Origin of the sequence: Pedococcus ginsenosidimutans, from assembly GCF_039544395.1 — a bacterium.
Classification (GTDB): domain Bacteria; phylum Actinomycetota; class Actinomycetes; order Actinomycetales; family Dermatophilaceae; genus Pedococcus; species Pedococcus ginsenosidimutans.
In genome coordinates this window covers 609,773-624,145 of sequence record NZ_BAABLO010000004.1, presented here as the reverse complement: position 1 = coordinate 624,145, position 14,373 = coordinate 609,773, and the positions used below count along the sequence as shown (strand labels likewise).

The 14,373-nt window shown below is 73.1% G+C and carries 15 protein-coding genes; 9 read left to right on the top strand and 6 right to left on the bottom strand.

Annotated elements, in window-relative coordinates; translation table 11 throughout:
- Positions 1-47: 47 nt before the first annotated feature.
- Positions 48-617 (bottom strand): hypothetical protein, encoded by a 570-nt coding sequence (locus ABEA42_RS07715; protein ID WP_345502287.1) that lies wholly within the window; start codon positions 615-617, stop codon positions 48-50.
- Positions 618-704: 87 nt separating this feature from the next.
- On the opposite strand from ABEA42_RS07715, the gene ABEA42_RS07710 reads away from it, so the two are divergent.
- The 3 genes from ABEA42_RS07710 (at position 705) to ABEA42_RS07700 (ending at position 2,508) form a co-directional block, all read left to right on the top strand.
- Positions 705-1,145: a YbaB/EbfC family nucleoid-associated protein gene (locus ABEA42_RS07710; RefSeq protein WP_345502286.1), complete on the top strand. Its 441-nt coding sequence runs from the start codon at positions 705-707 to the stop codon at positions 1,143-1,145.
- Positions 1,146-1,207: 62 nt separating this feature from the next.
- Positions 1,208-1,504, top strand: coding sequence for a type VII secretion target (locus tag ABEA42_RS07705; RefSeq protein WP_345502285.1), 297 nt, complete (start codon positions 1,208-1,210; stop codon positions 1,502-1,504).
- Positions 1,504-2,508, top strand: coding sequence for a WXG100 family type VII secretion target (locus ABEA42_RS07700; RefSeq protein WP_345502284.1), 1,005 nt, complete (start codon positions 1,504-1,506; stop codon positions 2,506-2,508). Before ABEA42_RS07705 ends, ABEA42_RS07700 begins: the two co-directional genes overlap by 1 nt.
- 27 nt (positions 2,509-2,535) lie before the next feature.
- On the opposite strand, the gene ABEA42_RS07695 is transcribed toward ABEA42_RS07700, so the two are convergent.
- Complete coding sequence (locus tag ABEA42_RS07695) at positions 2,536-2,889, bottom strand: hypothetical protein (RefSeq protein ID WP_345502283.1); 354 nt, start codon at positions 2,887-2,889, stop codon at positions 2,536-2,538.
- 140 nt (positions 2,890-3,029) lie between these two features.
- Here ABEA42_RS07695 and gatC point away from each other — a divergent pair, with 140 nt between their 5' ends.
- From gatC to gatB, 3 genes are all read left to right on the top strand, one after another.
- Positions 3,030-3,326: an Asp-tRNA(Asn)/Glu-tRNA(Gln) amidotransferase subunit GatC gene (gene gatC / locus ABEA42_RS07690; RefSeq protein WP_056883564.1), complete on the top strand. Its 297-nt coding sequence runs from the start codon at positions 3,030-3,032 to the stop codon at positions 3,324-3,326.
- Between the two features lie 64 nt (positions 3,327-3,390).
- The gene (gene gatA / locus ABEA42_RS07685) at positions 3,391-4,908 is read left to right on the top strand and encodes an Asp-tRNA(Asn)/Glu-tRNA(Gln) amidotransferase subunit GatA (protein ID WP_345502281.1); all 1,518 of its coding nucleotides are present in this window, start codon (positions 3,391-3,393) and stop codon (positions 4,906-4,908) included.
- A gap of 5 nt (positions 4,909-4,913) precedes the next feature.
- A complete protein-coding gene (gatB, locus tag ABEA42_RS07680; protein ID WP_345502279.1) occupies positions 4,914-6,455 on the top strand; it encodes an Asp-tRNA(Asn)/Glu-tRNA(Gln) amidotransferase subunit GatB in 1,542 nt (513 codons plus the stop codon).
- 86 nt (positions 6,456-6,541) lie between these two features.
- Here the strand turns inward: gatB and ABEA42_RS07675 are convergent, their stop codons facing one another.
- On the bottom strand, positions 6,542-8,593 hold the full coding sequence (locus ABEA42_RS07675) for a fibronectin type III domain-containing protein (RefSeq protein WP_345502278.1): 2,052 nt from the start codon (positions 8,591-8,593) through the stop codon (positions 6,542-6,544).
- 194 nt (positions 8,594-8,787) lie between these two features.
- Positions 8,788-9,972, bottom strand: a complete 1,185-nt coding sequence (locus tag ABEA42_RS07670; RefSeq protein ID WP_345502276.1) for a PQQ-dependent sugar dehydrogenase — start codon at positions 9,970-9,972, stop codon at positions 8,788-8,790.
- An 87-nt stretch (positions 9,973-10,059) separates the two neighbouring features.
- Here ABEA42_RS07670 and ABEA42_RS07665 point away from each other — a divergent pair, with 87 nt between their 5' ends.
- The 3 genes from ABEA42_RS07665 to ABEA42_RS07655 all read left to right on the top strand — a co-directional run bounded on the left by ABEA42_RS07665 (position 10,060) and on the right by ABEA42_RS07655 (position 12,469).
- A complete protein-coding gene (locus ABEA42_RS07665) occupies positions 10,060-10,977 on the top strand; it encodes a 2-hydroxyacid dehydrogenase (protein ID WP_345502275.1) in 918 nt (305 codons plus the stop codon).
- A gap of 125 nt (positions 10,978-11,102) precedes the next feature.
- Positions 11,103-12,188, top strand: a complete 1,086-nt coding sequence (locus ABEA42_RS07660) for a WD40/YVTN/BNR-like repeat-containing protein (protein WP_345502274.1) — start codon at positions 11,103-11,105, stop codon at positions 12,186-12,188.
- The gene (locus tag ABEA42_RS07655; RefSeq protein ID WP_345502272.1) at positions 12,185-12,469 is read left to right on the top strand and encodes a MoaD/ThiS family protein; all 285 of its coding nucleotides are present in this window, start codon (positions 12,185-12,187) and stop codon (positions 12,467-12,469) included. The genes ABEA42_RS07660 and ABEA42_RS07655 overlap by 4 nt, the downstream gene beginning before the upstream one ends.
- Before the next feature lie 3 nt (positions 12,470-12,472).
- Here ABEA42_RS07655 and ABEA42_RS07650 read toward each other — a convergent pair whose 3' ends face one another.
- Positions 12,473-13,582 carry a PLP-dependent cysteine synthase family protein gene (locus ABEA42_RS07650; RefSeq protein ID WP_345502271.1) on the bottom strand — a complete coding sequence of 370 codons (1,110 nt, stop codon included), beginning with the start codon at positions 13,580-13,582 and terminating at the stop codon, positions 12,473-12,475.
- Between the two features lie 10 nt (positions 13,583-13,592).
- On the bottom strand, positions 13,593-14,288 hold the full coding sequence (locus ABEA42_RS07645; RefSeq protein ID WP_345502269.1) for a TetR/AcrR family transcriptional regulator: 696 nt from the start codon (positions 14,286-14,288) through the stop codon (positions 13,593-13,595).
- Positions 14,289-14,373: the final 85 nt, after the last annotated feature.

Below are 14,373 nucleotides of genomic sequence, written 5' to 3'. Positions count from 1 at the left end.
TAGGACCGGCAGCAGCCGTCGCAGGGTGAGCGATGGGTCACGTCGGGTCAGGCCGGCCCGTCGAGGTGGGGTGCGAAGAACTCCCGCGTGCGGCTGTCGGCGGCGAGCTCCGGGCTCTCGCGCAGCCACTGCGCCAGGATGTCGACCGCTCGGCGCCAACCCCGGTCGCGGGCGGTGAACCTGGCGACCGGCTGCTTCTGGCCGTCGGCCATGACGAAGACCCGCGAGGGGCGCTGGCGGCCGTCGACCGCGGAGGCGTCGACGTAGTGGACCGAGACGACCTGCTCCCTGGGGGTGTGGGTGCGTCGGCGGCCGACGCGCAGGCTCACCCCCCGTGGGTCGAGGACCTCCCGGTACGACGCGGCGTACCAGACGCCCACGGGCAGGACCACGAGGAGCACGAGGACGATGAGCCAGCCGACGACGCTGCCCACGGCCCCGATGCCCGAGCCCCGGAAGGGTGCCATCCAGTCGCCCTGGGTGACGGCGAGCCGCACGGCGGCCCACATCCCCACCCACAGGGCCGCGGCTGCCGGCCCCCCGACCCACAGCAGCGGCCACGGCGTCCGGACCACGACGCGCTCGTTGCGGGAAGGACGTCGCAGGTCGTGGGACATGGCCCGATCGTAGACATCCGCGGCACCGCGCGGACGGGGAGTTCTCCCCGTTGGCCCCAACTGTCCGCTGCGCTACCTTCGTCCACCATGGGGACCATTCCGGACTACTCGTCGGCGGACGCCGCACGCGAGACCATCGCCCGCCAGACGCAGGAAGCGGTCGAGCGGGCGCGCCGGGCCACCGCGTGGCGCCAGGAGATCGACACGCTGCGCGGCCACGGCACGGCCGACCGCGGCGCGGTCAGCGCCACCGTCGAGGTGTCGGGGATGCTCGTGGACCTCGAGGTGAGCGACCAGGCCGCCCAGCGCGGCGGCCGTGAGGTGGCGGCCCTCGTGGTCGAGGCGGTCAAGGCGGCGCAGCGCGACGTGGGGCGCAGGGTGATGGAGGCGTCCGAGCAGGAGTGGGGCGCCGACTCCAGCACGACCGACCGCATGCGCGCTGAGGTGACCGGGCGCTTCGGGTCCCTCGAGGACCCGGGCGCACCCGGCCGGGGCCTGCCGGGCGCCGACATCAACTGGGGCCGCTGAGCCAACGGTCGCCTTCGCCGCGGCACGACCGATCGACGTCACACCACAGGGGGAACGAGCGCATGGCCATCGACGTAGACACCGACACCCTTCGCGAGCACGCGAAGTCCGTGGACTTCCTGGCCGACGACCTGCAGCGCTGCTCGTCGGCCACCGGCACGACCCTCGGCGGCGACGACTTCGGCAAGATCGTCGGCTGGCTCGCCGAGACCTTCACCGGGCAGCGGACGGCACACCACGAGACGCTGGGCGCGCTGCAGCAGGAGTTCGCGGCGGCGGCCGAGGCGCTGCGCTCGGTCGCGCGCCAGTACGACCAGGACGACGAGTCGGTCAGCTTCACCATGAAGGACGCGTACTGATGGGCCAGACGCAGATCGGGCCCGCGTCGCTCGTCGCGGGGGAGGAGGAGCGCGGGGCGTTCTCCGGGGCCGGCCTGCTCGACAGCGTGGTCGGCACGTGCGACTCCCTCGCGGGCGGCGACTGGGTGTCCGCCGGCCTCGGCGGCGTCTCGACCGCCCTCGACCTCGCGGCGACGGTCTCCGACCCCCTCGGCAGCCTGATCGCCGCCGGCCTCGGCTTCCTCATCGACCACCTGGAGCCCATCAAGGGCTGGTTCGACGACCTCGCCGGCAACCCCGAGGGGGTCGCGGCCTACGCAGGCACCTGGAGCAACGTCGCCTCCGAGCTCTGCTCGGTGGCAGACGGCCTGGTCCACCGCCTCGACGCCGACCTCGGCCTGATGTCGGGTGCCGCCGTCGCCGCCTACCGGGGCGAGGCCCGCAAGCTCAAGGCGGTCACCGACACCATGAAGCAGGAGTGCGAGGGGGTCGCCGGCTCGCTGCAGGCCGCTGCCGCACTGGTCGGCTTCGTCCACGGCTTCGTGCGCGACGTCCTCTCCGAGCTCGTCGGTGCCCTCATCAGCTACGCCGCGGAGCTGGCCCTCAGCCTGGGCCTCGCGACCCCGCTGGTCGTCGAGCAGGCCAGCACGCGCGTCGCCTCCGTGGTCGGCCGCTGCTCCACCAAGATCGACGCCCTGGTCAGCTCCAGCCGTGAGCTCGAGCGCCTGGTCGAGCTGCTCGAGGACGGGTTGCGCCAGATTAAGTCGCTGCTCGGCAAGATCCGGCCCAACGAGGCGCCGCCCACCGGTCGCCACCGCGCCCCGGGCAGGCCCGACGCCCCGCGTGCGCCTCACGACCCGGCCGACCCGCCGGGCGACCACCGGGCGACGTTCCCGGAGACGGTCCGCAACGCCGGCGGACGCCACCTAGACGACGCCAAGGAGGACCTGCCCTACAACGTCCGGGACTGGATCTTCAACAACGTGCGCGAGCAGGTCCCCGGCAAGGACGACGAGGAGCAGTAGCGCCTGCCGGGGCACACGTCGGGTGGCTCAGAGGTTCGGCAGGATCCAGCGCACGAAGAACCACACGAACACGCCGAGCACGGCCCAGTCCGTGGCCACGACGAGGGCGGTGAAGGCCCAGCGCCACCCGAGCGCGAAGCCACCCCGCCGCTCGGTCGCGCGCAGGGACGACCACCGGCCGTTGGCGAACTGGTACTGGCCGAGCTCGTCGGGGAGGAACGGCTGCCACGGGTCCCGGGCACGAACGGCGCGGACCACGGCCCGCCACACGACGACCTCGACCCAGGCGATCACCCCCAGGACCAGCAGCAGGATCGCGCCGGTGAGCACCACGCCCACCCAGTCGCTGCCCTCGACGGCCACCTTCGCCACCGCGCGCATGTGCCTCCTGCCGGACCTGCCCACGGCCGGTCCGTGGCGCCGCGCACATCGTGCCACGGCAGGGACGACCCGGACGTGCCATGACGAACCGGGCGGCGGCGGGACGGGACCCCTCCGGCGGCGCCCCTAGACTGGCCCGCATGTCCGCACTGTCCCGGGACGACGTCGCCCACCTCGCCGGCCTCGCCCGCATCGACCTCTCCGACGCCGAGCTCGACCGCATGGTCGGTGAGCTCGGTGTCATCCTCGAATCCGTCGCGAAGGTGCAGGAGGTGGCGGCAGGGGACATCGAGCCGATGTCGCACCCGCTCCCGCTGACCAACGTCACCCGCCCCGACGAGGTCCGTCCGTCCCTCGGCGCCGAGGCCGCGCTCGCAGGCGCGCCGCAACAGGACCAGCAGCGGTTCTCCGTGCCGCGCATCCTCGCCGAAGACTGACCGGCCGCCCCGGCCGCACCGCACACGACCTCGCCTCCGCGCGACAGACCAAGGACCACCACTCGTGAACTCCGACATCACACGCTCCAGCGCTGCTGAGCTCGCCCACGCCCTCGACTCCGGAGAGCTCAGCTCGGTCGAGGTCGTGCAGGCCCACCTCGACCGCATCGCCGCGGTCGACGGCGACGTCCACGCCTACCTCCACGTCGACGGGGAGGGGGCGCTCGCCGCCGCCCGCGACGTCGACCGGCGCCGTTCCTCCGGCGAGGACCTGCACGTGCTGGCCGGCGTGCCCATCGCGGTGAAGGACGTCCTCACCACCAAGGGCCTGCCCACGACGTGCGGCTCCAGGATCCTCGAGGGGTGGGTGCCGCCGTACGACGCCACCGTCGTGGCCCGCCTGCGCGCAGCCGGCATGCCCATCCTCGGCAAGACCAACATGGACGAGTTCGCCATGGGCTCCTCCACGGAGCACTCGGCGTACGGGCCCACGCACAACCCGTGGGACCTCACCCGGATCCCCGGCGGCTCCGGCGGCGGCTCCTCCGCGGTCGTGGCCGCGTACGAGGCCCCGCTCGCCATCGGGACCGACACCGGCGGCTCGATCCGCCAGCCCGCGTCGGTCACCGGCACCGTCGGCGTCAAGCCGACCTACGGCGGCGTCTCCCGCTACGGCCTCGTCGCCCTCGCCTCGAGCCTCGACCAGGCCGGTCCGTGCACGCGGACCGTGCTCGACGCGGCCCTGCTCCACTCCGTCATCGGCGGCCACGACCCGATGGACTCGACGTCGATCGACGCCCCGGTCCCCGCGGTCGTCGAGGCCGCGCGCCGGGCCGAGGTCAAGGGCCTGCGCGTGGGTGTCATCAAGGAGCTCGGCGGTGACGGCTACCAGGCGGGCGTGCGCGCGCGGTTCGACGAGTCCGTCGCCCTGCTGCAGGACGCCGGCGCCGAGGTCGTCGAGGTGAGCTGCCCGAGCTTCGACTACGCGCTTGCCGCGTACTACCTGATCCTGCCGAGCGAGGCGTCCTCCAACCTCGCCAAGTTCGACGGCATGCGCTACGGCCTGCGCGTCCTGCCCGAGGGGGTCGACGACCCGAGCGCCGAGCAGGTCATGGCCGCGACCCGTGACGCCGGCTTCGGCGACGAGGTCAAGCGCCGCATCATCCTGGGCACCTACGCCCTGTCCAGCGGCTACTACGACGCCTACTACGGCCAGGCGCAGAAGGTGCGGCGCCTCATCGCGAACGACTTCTCCGCGGCGTTCGAGAAGGTCGACGTGCTGGTGAGCCCGACCGCGCCCACCACCGCGTTCAAGCTCGGCGACAAGCTGGACGACCCGATGTCGATGTACCTGCAGGACGTCGCGACGATCCCGGCCAACCTCGCGGGCGTGCCCGGCATGTCGCTGCCGAGCGGCCTCGCCGACGAGGACGACCTGCCGACCGGCATCCAGATCCTCGCCCCGGCCACCCAGGACCAGCGCCTGTACGGCGTGGGCTCGGCCCTGGAGCGGATGCTCAACGACCGTTGGGGCGCACCGCTGCTCACCAAGGCCCCCGAACTCTCCGCGAAGGGAGCGTGACCCCGATGGCCACCGCCGTCACCGAGGCCGTCGTCGACTACGACGAGGCGCTCGAGCGCTACGACCCCGTCCTGGGCCTCGAGGTCCACGTCGAGCTCAACACCGCGACCAAGATGTTCTGTGGCTGCGCCACGGAGTTCGGCGCGGAACCCAACAGCCAGGTCTGCCCCGTCTGCCTCGGCCTGCCGGGCGCGCTGCCGGTCGTCAACGCCAAGGCCGTCGAGTCGGCCATCCGCATCGGCCTCGCGCTCAACTGCGAGATCGCGTCGTGGTGCCGGTTCGCCCGGAAGAACTACTTCTACCCGGACATGCCGAAGAACTTCCAGACCTCGCAGTACGACGAGCCGATCGCCTTCGAGGGCCACCTCGACGTGGAGCTCGAGGACGGCACGACGTACCGGGTCGAGATCGAGCGGGCGCACATGGAGGAGGACACCGGGAAGTCGCTGCACGTCGGCGGGTCCACCGGTCGCATCCACGGCGCCGAGTACTCGCTGGTCGACTACAACCGCGCCGGCATCCCCCTCATCGAGATCGTCACCAAGCCGCTGACCGGTGCGGGGAAGCGGGCACCCGAGGTCGCCAAGGCGTACGTCGGTGCGCTGCGCGAGCTGCTGCGCGCGCTCGGGGTCTCGGACGTGAAGATGGAGCAGGGCTCGCTGCGCTGCGACGCCAACGTCTCCCTCCGGCCGAAGGTCGGCGACGCGACCAGTGAGGAGCAGGCGGCCGTGCCGCTCGGCACCCGCACCGAGACCAAGAACGTCAACTCGCTGCGCAGCGTCGAGCGCGCCGTCCGCTACGAGATCACCCGCCACGCGGCCGTCCTCGACCGCGGCGAGAAGATCACCCAGGAGACGCGCCACTGGCACGAGGACACCGGCGTCACCACCAGCGGCCGCGAGAAGTCCGACGCGGAGGACTACCGCTACTTCCCCGAGCCCGACCTGGTGCCCGTCGCCCCGACGCGCGAGACGGTCGACGCCCTGCGGTCCACCCTGCCCGAGCCTCCCGGTGAGCGCCGCAAGCGGCTCCAGTCCGACTGGGGCTACAGCGACCTCGAGATGCGTGACGTGATGAACGCCGGCGCCGTGGCGCTGATCGAGGAGACCGTCGCGGCCGGCGCCAGCCCGGCTGGTGCCCGCAAGTGGTGGACCGGCGAGCTCGCCCGGCGCGCCAACGCCGAGGGCCGGTCGGTCGAGGACTTCGGCGTCACGCCGTCCCACATCGCCGAGCTCGACGGGCTCGTCCGCGACGGACGGCTCAACGACTCGATGGCGCGCCAGGTGCTCGACGGCGTCATCGCCGGCGAGGGCACGCCGACCGAGGTCGCCGACGCCCGCGGGCTCGAGCTGGTCCAGGACGACGGTGCGCTCGAGGCCGCCGTCGACAAGGTCATCGAGGCCCACGCCGACGTCGCCCAGAAGGTGCGCGACGGCAAGGTTCAGGCCGCGGGTGCCCTCATCGGCCAGGTCATGAAGGAGATGCGCGGCCAGGCCGACGCCGGCAAGGCGCGGGAGATGATCCTCGCCAAGCTCGGCGCCAGCTGACGGCGCAGCCACCCCGGCGCGATCTCACGCCGACACGACGGAGCCACCCCCGCTGGGACCAGCGGGGGTGGCTCCGTCCCTGTGCCTCAGCCGCCCGTGAGGATGTCGTAGATGCCCCAGCCGTTGCCGATCTGGCGGGACGCCGCGAACGTGCCGCTGCCGTTGCCGGTGTAGAGGTAGAGCGCCCCGGTCGACTTGCGGGTGACGACGTCCGGGTGGCCGTCGCCGTTGAAGTCACCGGGCGACAGCAGCCGGTCGAAGGCCTGCCAGCCACTGGCGATCTGGCGGTACGAGGGGTTGGTGAACCCGCCCTTGCCGTTGCCGGTGAACAGGTACAGCTCGCCGGTGGGCTTGCGGGCGATGATGTCGGTGTGCCCGTCGCCGTTGAAGTCGCCGGGAGAGATCAACCGGTCCAGGCCCTGCCAGCCGCTGCTGATCTGGCGGTAGGCCGGGTTGGTGAACCCGCCCTTGCCGTTGCCGGTGAACAGGTACAGCTCGCCGGTGGGCTTGCGGGCGATGATGTCGGTGTGCCCGTCGCCGTTGAAGTCGCCGGGTGAGACCAGCCGGTCCAGGCCCTGCCACCCCGAGCCGAGGAGGGTCGGCGTCGAGCTGAGGAAGCCGCCCTTGCCGTTGCCCAGGAACAGGTAGAGCTGTCCGGTGGGCTTTCGGGCGATGATGTCGCCGCGGCCGTCGCCGTTGAAGTCGGACGGGGACAGGATGCGGTCGTACACCTGCCAGCCGATCGCGATGCGCTTGGCGGCCGGGCTACCGAAGTTGCCGGTGCCGTTGCCGCTGTAGAGCCACAGCTCGCCGTCGGGCTTGCGGGCGAGGATGTCCGCCTTGCCGTCGCCGTTGAAGTCGCTCCACATGGTGGCGACGCTGTGGACGCTGTTGCTCGCCGCGCTGGGCGCCGAGGGGCCGGTCGAGTTCACTGCCTGCACGACGAAGGTGTAGGTCCCGCCGAACAGGTTGAGCCGCGTCGTCAGCGCCGGGGCGGAGACGGTGGTGCTGGTGCCACCGGGGCTGGCGGTGACGCGGTACTGCGTGATCGGGCTCCCGCCGTCGGAGGCGGGTGCGCTCCAGCGGATCGTGGCGGTGTTGCCGGTGGCCGACGCGGTGACGCCGGTGGGGGCGCCGGGTGCGGTCCGCGGGGCGGCCACGGGGGTGGCCGGGTTGCTCGGGAGGCTGGCGGCGGAGACCCCGGCACTGTTGTAGGCCCTCACGGTGAAGGTGTAGGTCGTGCCGTTGGTGAGCCCGCCGAAGACCTTGGTCGTCGAGGCGTCCACGGTCTCGGCGTAGCCGGTGCCCGGCTGGACATTGACGCGGTACTTCTGGATGGCAGCGCCGTTGGAGGCCGGGGCGGTCCACGTGACGGTGACCTGGCCGTCACCGGCGGTGGCGACGACGTTGGTCGGTGCGTCCGGCGGTGAGGCCGGGCCGCCGGGGGTGACCGCGGCGCTCGGGGCGCTCGGGAGGGAGCGGCCGACGGTGTTCACGGCGCGGACCGTGAAGGTGTACGCGGTGCCGTTGGCGAGGCCGGGGAAGTCCGCGGTCGTCGTGGCGCCGTCCACCGTCACGGTGGTGCTGCCGGGCTGGCTGGCCACGATGTAGCTGTCGATCGCCGCGCCGCCGTCGTTGGCGGGGGGCGTCCAGCTCACCGAGGCCATCGAGTCACCTGCGGTGGCGACGACGCCGGTCGGCGCGTCGGGCTTCGTCGGTGGCGTGCCGCCGCCCACCACGACCGGGGCGCTCTTGGCGCTGGCGACCGACGTGAACCCGTCGGCGTTGGTCGCCTTGACGGTGAAGGTGTAGGTCACGCCGTTGGTCAGGCCGGTGACCGTCGCGGTCGTCTCCGTGCCCGCCACGGTGGCCGACGCCGTACCGGGCTGGGACGCGACCTTGTACTGGGTGATGGCCGCGCCGCCGTCGGAGGCCGGGGCCGTCCAGGTGACCGTGGCCTGGCCGTCGCCGGCCGTGGCCACCACGTTGGTCGGGGCGTCCGGGGCCACCGAGGCGACGGCCGAGGTCGCCGTCGCAGCGAGGCCGCCGCCCACCAGTGCCGTCACCAGGACGCCGGCGCGCCAGCGCTGGCGCCAGTCCCCGGGCGTCTTCCTGCTCTTGCCTCGACTCCTGCTCATGTCCATGTCCGTCCGACTCCCCGCATGCTCGACGACGCTGTCTGCGTCTCCCCGATTGGACGCCCGGGATACGCAGGCCACACGACTCCGGTGCTGTAGACCCGGCTCCACCGTCTGGTTGAGTCCGTGGACCTCGCCCGTGCGTGCCCGTGCTGGGCGGCTCAGTGCCGGCTCGAGGTGGGCTCGGAGCGGCCTCAGGTGAGGTCGCGCAGGGGGAACGCGAGGAGCTTGTCGTCGTCGGCGGCCGGGGTGCCGCGGGCGGTGTTGTTGGTGAGCACCCACAGCCGTCCGTCCGGGGCCAGGACCGCGTCCCGCAGCCTCCCGTAGCGGCCGTGCAGCAGGCGCTCGGGTGTCCCGGCGCGGCCGCCGGGCACCGGGACCCGCCACAGCGACTCGCCCCTCAGCGCAGCCATCCACACCGCCCCGTCGGCGTACGCGATGCCGCTCGGGGATGCCTCGGAGGTGGGCCACTGCACGAGCGGGTCGACGTACTCTCGCCGCCCGGCACGGCCCTCCACGACCGGCCACCCGTAGTTGCGCCCGGGCTGGATGCGGTTGAGCTCGTCCCACGTGTTCTGCCCGAACTCGCTGGCGTACATCGTCCCGTCCGGTGCCCAGGCGATGCCCTGGACGTTGCGGTGGCCGTAGCTCCAGACCGGTGAGCCGGGGAACGGGTTGCCCGGCGCCGGGCGGCCGTCGCGCGTGATGCGCAGGATCTTGCCCCCGAGCGAGGACCGGTCCTGCGCGCGTTCGGTCAGGCCGGCGTCGCCGGTGGTGACGTAGAGGTAGCCGTCGGGCCCGAACGCGAGCCTGCCGCCGTCGTGGTTGCGCGCCCTGGGGATGCCGGTGAGGATGGCCCGCTGCAGGGTCGTCCTGCCGTCCTGGAACGTCACGCGCAGCACCCGGTTGTCCTGGGCCGTGGTCGTGTAGAGGAAGACGGTGTGGTCGCTGGTGAAACCCGGCGACACCGCGACCCCGAGCAGGCCCCCCTCGCCGTCGGGCACCACGCCCCCGACCCGGCCGAGGTCCACCGGCGTCCTGCCGTCGCGGACCTGGAGCAGCCTGGCCTGCTCGCGCAGGGTGACCAGGGCCGACCCGTCGGGGAGGAACGCGGTCGACCACGGCACGTCGAGGTCGCGGGCGACCGTCGACCGCCGCGTCGAGGCGGGTGCTGTGGTGGACCGGGAGGTGGCCGGGCCCGAGCCCGACGTCGTGGCCTCGTCCGGACCCGTCGAGGTCGAGGACCCGGCGGCGGACGAGCTGGTCGTGCCGACGACCGGTGGCGTCAGCGAACCGGTGGTGCCCGAGCCCCCGCTGCACGCGCCGAGCCCGAGGACCGCGACGAACAGCGCGGCAGCGGGTGCCGTCGGTGCGACCACCCGTGCGCGTCGTGCCCCCGCGGGCGATGCTTCCGGTCTGCGCGGCATACCCCATTGTGCTCGACCGGCACCGGTTAGCGTGGGCCCATGACGCTCGTGACGCTGCCTGGGCAGGACTGGGTCGACGCGGTGGGACCGGTCCCGGGGCTCGAGCTCGCGGTGTGGGACATGGACGGACCGCCCGAGCGCGCCGACGAGGTCAAGGTCGTCGTGCCTCCCTACAAGGGGGCGGGCCCGCGCATGCCCAACATCCGCCACGCCACCTCCGTCGAGCTCGTGCAGCTCCTCACCGCCGGCTACGAGGACGTCCAGGCGCTGCTGCCCGACGGTGTCGCCCTCGCCAACGCCGCCGGGGTGCACGACGCCTCCACCGCCGAGCTGGCCGTGGCCCTCACCCTCGCCTCGCTGCGCGACCTCCCCGACTTCCACGCCGCGCAGCAGGAGGGGCGCTGGCTGCCGTCGGCGATCCACCCGGCGCTCGCGGACAAGCGGGTGCTCGTCCTCGGGTACGGCTCGATCGGTCGAGCGGTCGCCGCGCGCCTCACGCCGTTCGAGGTGCAGCTCACCGCGGTGGCGAGCCGCGCTCGGGCGGGTGACGAGCTCGTGCGCTCGGTCCACGGGGTCGACGAGCTGCCGACGCTGCTGCCGGACCACGACGTCGTCGTCGTGATCGTGCCGCTCAGCGACGCGACGACACGGCTCGTGGACGACACGTTCCTCGCCGCGATGCCCGACGGCGCCCTGCTCGTCAACGTCGCCCGCGGCGGCGTCGTCGACACCGACGCCCTCGTGCGCCACCTGCAGGCCGGTCGGCTGCGGGCCGCGCTCGACGTCACCGACCCCGAGCCGCTGCCTGCCGGGCACCCGCTCTGGTCCGCCCCGGGCGTAGTGATCACCCCGCACGTCGGGGGTGCGTCCACCGCGTTCATGCCGCGTGCCGTGCGCCTCCTGCGTGAGCAGCTCGGGGCGTACGCCGCGGGGCGTCCGCTGCGCAACCTGGTCTGAAGGGCGCCCGCCCGCTGGTCGGGAGGCGCCCCTCAAGCCGTCCGCCGCCGATGACTTTCGCGCCCGGGCCGGGTCCATCTCCTCGGACGTAGTCGTCGAGAGCGAGGAGTGCCAGCATGGGGCGCATGACACAGACGATCGTGGGCATCGGGACGCGCAAGGGGCTGTGGCTCGCTCGCAGCGAGGACCGTCGCCGGTGGGAGCTCGACGGGCCGCACTTCCTCATGAGCGAGGTGCTGTCGCTGCTGTTCGACACCCGCCGCGAGACGCCGCGGATGGTGGTCGGGTTCCGCTCCTCCCACTGGGGGCCGTCGCTGCAGCACTCCGACGACCTCGGGGCGTCGTGGGTCGAGCACCCCGAGGGCTCGATCCGCTTCCCCGAGGACACCGACACCGCCCTCAAGGCCACCTGGCAGCTCGTCGCCGACCCGCACGACCCGCAGGTCGTCTGGGCCGGGACCGAACCCCACGGCCTGTGGCGCAGCGAGGACGCCGGCGAGACCTTCGAGCTCAACCGCGGGCTGTGGGACCACCCGCACCGTCCGCAGTGGGGGGAGGGGGCCGGTGGCGGCGCCATCCACACGGTGCTGCCGAGCCCGACCGACGCCGACTCGATGCTCGTGGCCATGAGCTCCGGCGGCGTCTACAACACCCGGGACGGCGGCCGGTCGTGGACGCCGGGCAACACCGGCATCCACGCCTACTTCATGCCCCACGACCCCTGGCCCGAGTTCGGCCAGTGCGTGCACAAGGTCGCGCGGGACAGCGCCGTGCCCACGCGCCTCTACGCCCAGAACCACCGGGGCGTCTACCGCTCCGACGACGACGGCGTCACGTGGACCTCGATCGAGGCGGGGCTGCCGACCAACTTCGGCATGACCGCGGTCGCCAACCCGGCGCAGGGCGACAGCGTGTGGCTGGTGCCCATCGCCTCGGACGGCGAGCGGATCCCGCCGGGTGCGGTGCTGCAGGTCCAGCGCTCCGACGACGCGGGTGCCACCTGGCGCACCCAGGACACCGGTCTGCCGCACCCCAGCTACACCAACGTCCTGCGTGACGCGGCGGGCACCGACCAGCACGAGGAGCCGGGCCTCTACTTCGGCACCCGCAACGGTGACGTGTTCGCCTCCCTCGACGGCGGCGACTCGTTCAGCCGGATCGCCGAGCAGCTGCCCGACGTGCTCTGTGTCCGGGCGGTGACGCTGCAGTGACCGCCCGCGTGGTGCTCCCCGGACTGCTGCGCGACCTCGCCGAGGGTGCGGCCGAGCTGCCCGTCGAGCTCGAGGAGCCGGCCACCCTCGCCGAGGTGCTCGACGCGGCGTTCGGGCCGTGGCCGATCCTCGCGTCGCGGGTCCGGGACGAGCGGGGCGAGATCCGGCGGCACGTCAACGTCTTCGTCGATGGCGAGGACGCCAAGCGGGCCGAGGGCGTGCACACCCCGGTGGGTCCGCAGGCCACGGTCCACGTCATCAACGCGGTGTCGGGCGGCTGAGGCTCAGCCGGTCCAGACGCCTTCGTCCCAGGCGCGTTCGAGGACGGCGGTGTACGGCGCGAGGTCCAGCCCGCGCGCGGCGAGCCACGCGTCGTCGTTGTACGTCGCGGCGTACCGCTCCGCGCCGTCGCACAGCAGGGAGACGATGCTGCCCCCACCCCCGTCGCCGGTGAGCTCGCACGCGAGCCGCAGCACGCCGTACAGGTTGGTCCCCGTCGACGCGCCCGCCCGGCGCCCGGTGCGCTCGGTGAGGAACCGCATCGCGGCGACCGACGCGGCGTCGGGCACGAGCATCATCCGGTCGACGACCGTGGGCACGAAGCTGGGCTCGACCCGGGGCCGGCCGATGCCCTCGATGCGCGACCCGCAGGCGGCGGCGACCCCGGCCTCGTCGGAGCGGAACGCAGGCAGGAAGGCCGAGTGCTCCGGGTCCACCACGCAGACCTGGCTCGCGAGCCCGCGGTAGCGCACGTAGCGGCCGATCGTCGCGCTGGTGCCGCCGGTGCCGGCGCCGACGACCACCCAGCGGGGGACCGGGTGGCGCTCGAGGGCCATCTGCTCGAAGACGGACTCGGCGATGTTGTTGTTGCCGCGCCAGTCCGTGGCGCGCTCGGCGTAGGTGAACTGGTCGAGGTAGTGGCCGTCGAGCTCGGCGGCGAGCCGGCGCGCGACGTCGTAGACCTCGCCCGCGTCGTCGACGAGGTGGCAGCGGCCGCCCTCGCGCTCGATGAGCGCGATCTTCTCCGCACTGGTGCTGCGGGCCATGACGGCGATGAAGGGCAGCTCGAGCATGCGGGCGAAGTACGCCTCGCTCACGGCGGTCGACCCGCTCGAGGCCTCGATGACCGTGGTGCCCTCGCGCAGCTCGCCGTTGCACAGGGCGTAGAGGAACAGCGACCTGGCGAGCCGGTGCTTGAGGCTGCCCGTCGGGTGGGTGGACTCGTCCTTGAGGTAGACGTCGACGTCCGGCAGCCCCGGGACCGGCACCCGCACGAGGTGGGTGTCGGCGCTGCGGTTGGCGTCGGCCTGGATGCGGCGGACGGCCTCGTCGAGCCACGCTCGGTCGGTCGGCGTCGCTGCCGGCACGTCCAGGATCGGGGGTGGCTGGTCCATGCAGAGGAGGCTAGCGCCCGCCCGTCGCCGTCCCGACGGTCGCAGGTCCGTCCGTCGCGGCGCGCACGAGCAGGGGCAGGAAGGTCCGCTCCAGGGAGCCGGCCGGCACGGACTCGGGTTCGAGGAGGTGCTGCTCGAAGCCCCCGTGCAGGACGATGCCAATGAGCCGGACCAGCTCGGTGCTGGCCACGGCCGGGCGCAGCTGCTGACCCTCGACGACGCGGTCGACGAGGGTCGCGAGCTCCTCGCGGAGCGTGCCCTGCAGGGTGGCCCACGCCGCGCGTGCCTGCTCGTCGCGCAGGGCGTGCAGGGCGAACTCGCTGGTGAGCAGGTGCCACCGCCGGCGTGCCTCCGGGTCGTCGTCCCACACGTCGAAGACCCCCTCGAGGACCTCCTCCAGGGACAGGCCGGGGGTCTCGGCGACCTCGGCGACCCGGGTGTGGAGCCGGGCGGCGTGCTCCGCGTAGAGCTCGAGCAGGAGCTCGTCCTTGGAGGCGAAGTTGGAGTAGAAGGCGCCGCGGGTGAAGTCGGCGCGCTCGCACAGGTCCTCGACGCTGGCGCCGTGGAAGCCCCGCTCGGCGAACACCTCCTCGGCCGCCGCCAGCAGCCGCGTCCTCGTGGCCCGCCGCCGCGCGCTGACCGGCGTCGCGGCCTCGGGGGAGCGTGACGTGGTGCGGCTCACGGCGTCCTGGCTGGCGGTCGTCATGCGGCGAGAATACACTTCTGTATCGAATACAGTTGTGTATCGATGGTTGTCGCCCGGCACGGGTGGCGCCGGACAGGGCAGATCC

Bases quoted from the DNA above. Each gene is read 5' to 3' on its own strand.
- ABEA42_RS07715 (WP_345502287.1), bottom strand. From the start codon at position 617: ATGTCCCACGACCTGCGACGTCCTTCCCGCAACGAGCGCGTCGTGGTC.
- ABEA42_RS07710 (WP_345502286.1), top strand. From the start codon at position 705: ATGGGGACCATTCCGGACTACTCGTCGGCGGACGCCGCACGCGAGACC.
- ABEA42_RS07705 (WP_345502285.1), top strand. From the start codon at position 1,208: ATGGCCATCGACGTAGACACCGACACCCTTCGCGAGCACGCGAAGTCC.
- ABEA42_RS07700 (WP_345502284.1), top strand. From the start codon at position 1,504: ATGGGCCAGACGCAGATCGGGCCCGCGTCGCTCGTCGCGGGGGAGGAG.
- ABEA42_RS07695 (WP_345502283.1), bottom strand. From the start codon at position 2,889: ATGCGCGCGGTGGCGAAGGTGGCCGTCGAGGGCAGCGACTGGGTGGGC.
- gatC (WP_056883564.1), top strand. From the start codon at position 3,030: ATGTCCGCACTGTCCCGGGACGACGTCGCCCACCTCGCCGGCCTCGCC.
- gatB (WP_345502279.1), top strand. From the start codon at position 4,914: ATGGCCACCGCCGTCACCGAGGCCGTCGTCGACTACGACGAGGCGCTC.
- ABEA42_RS07675 (WP_345502278.1), bottom strand. From the start codon at position 8,593: ATGAGCAGGAGTCGAGGCAAGAGCAGGAAGACGCCCGGGGACTGGCGC.
- ABEA42_RS07665 (WP_345502275.1), top strand. From the start codon at position 10,060: ATGACGCTCGTGACGCTGCCTGGGCAGGACTGGGTCGACGCGGTGGGA.
- ABEA42_RS07660 (WP_345502274.1), top strand. From the start codon at position 11,103: ATGACACAGACGATCGTGGGCATCGGGACGCGCAAGGGGCTGTGGCTC.
- ABEA42_RS07650 (WP_345502271.1), bottom strand. From the start codon at position 13,582: ATGGACCAGCCACCCCCGATCCTGGACGTGCCGGCAGCGACGCCGACC.
- ABEA42_RS07645 (WP_345502269.1), bottom strand. From the start codon at position 14,288: ATGACGACCGCCAGCCAGGACGCCGTGAGCCGCACCACGTCACGCTCC.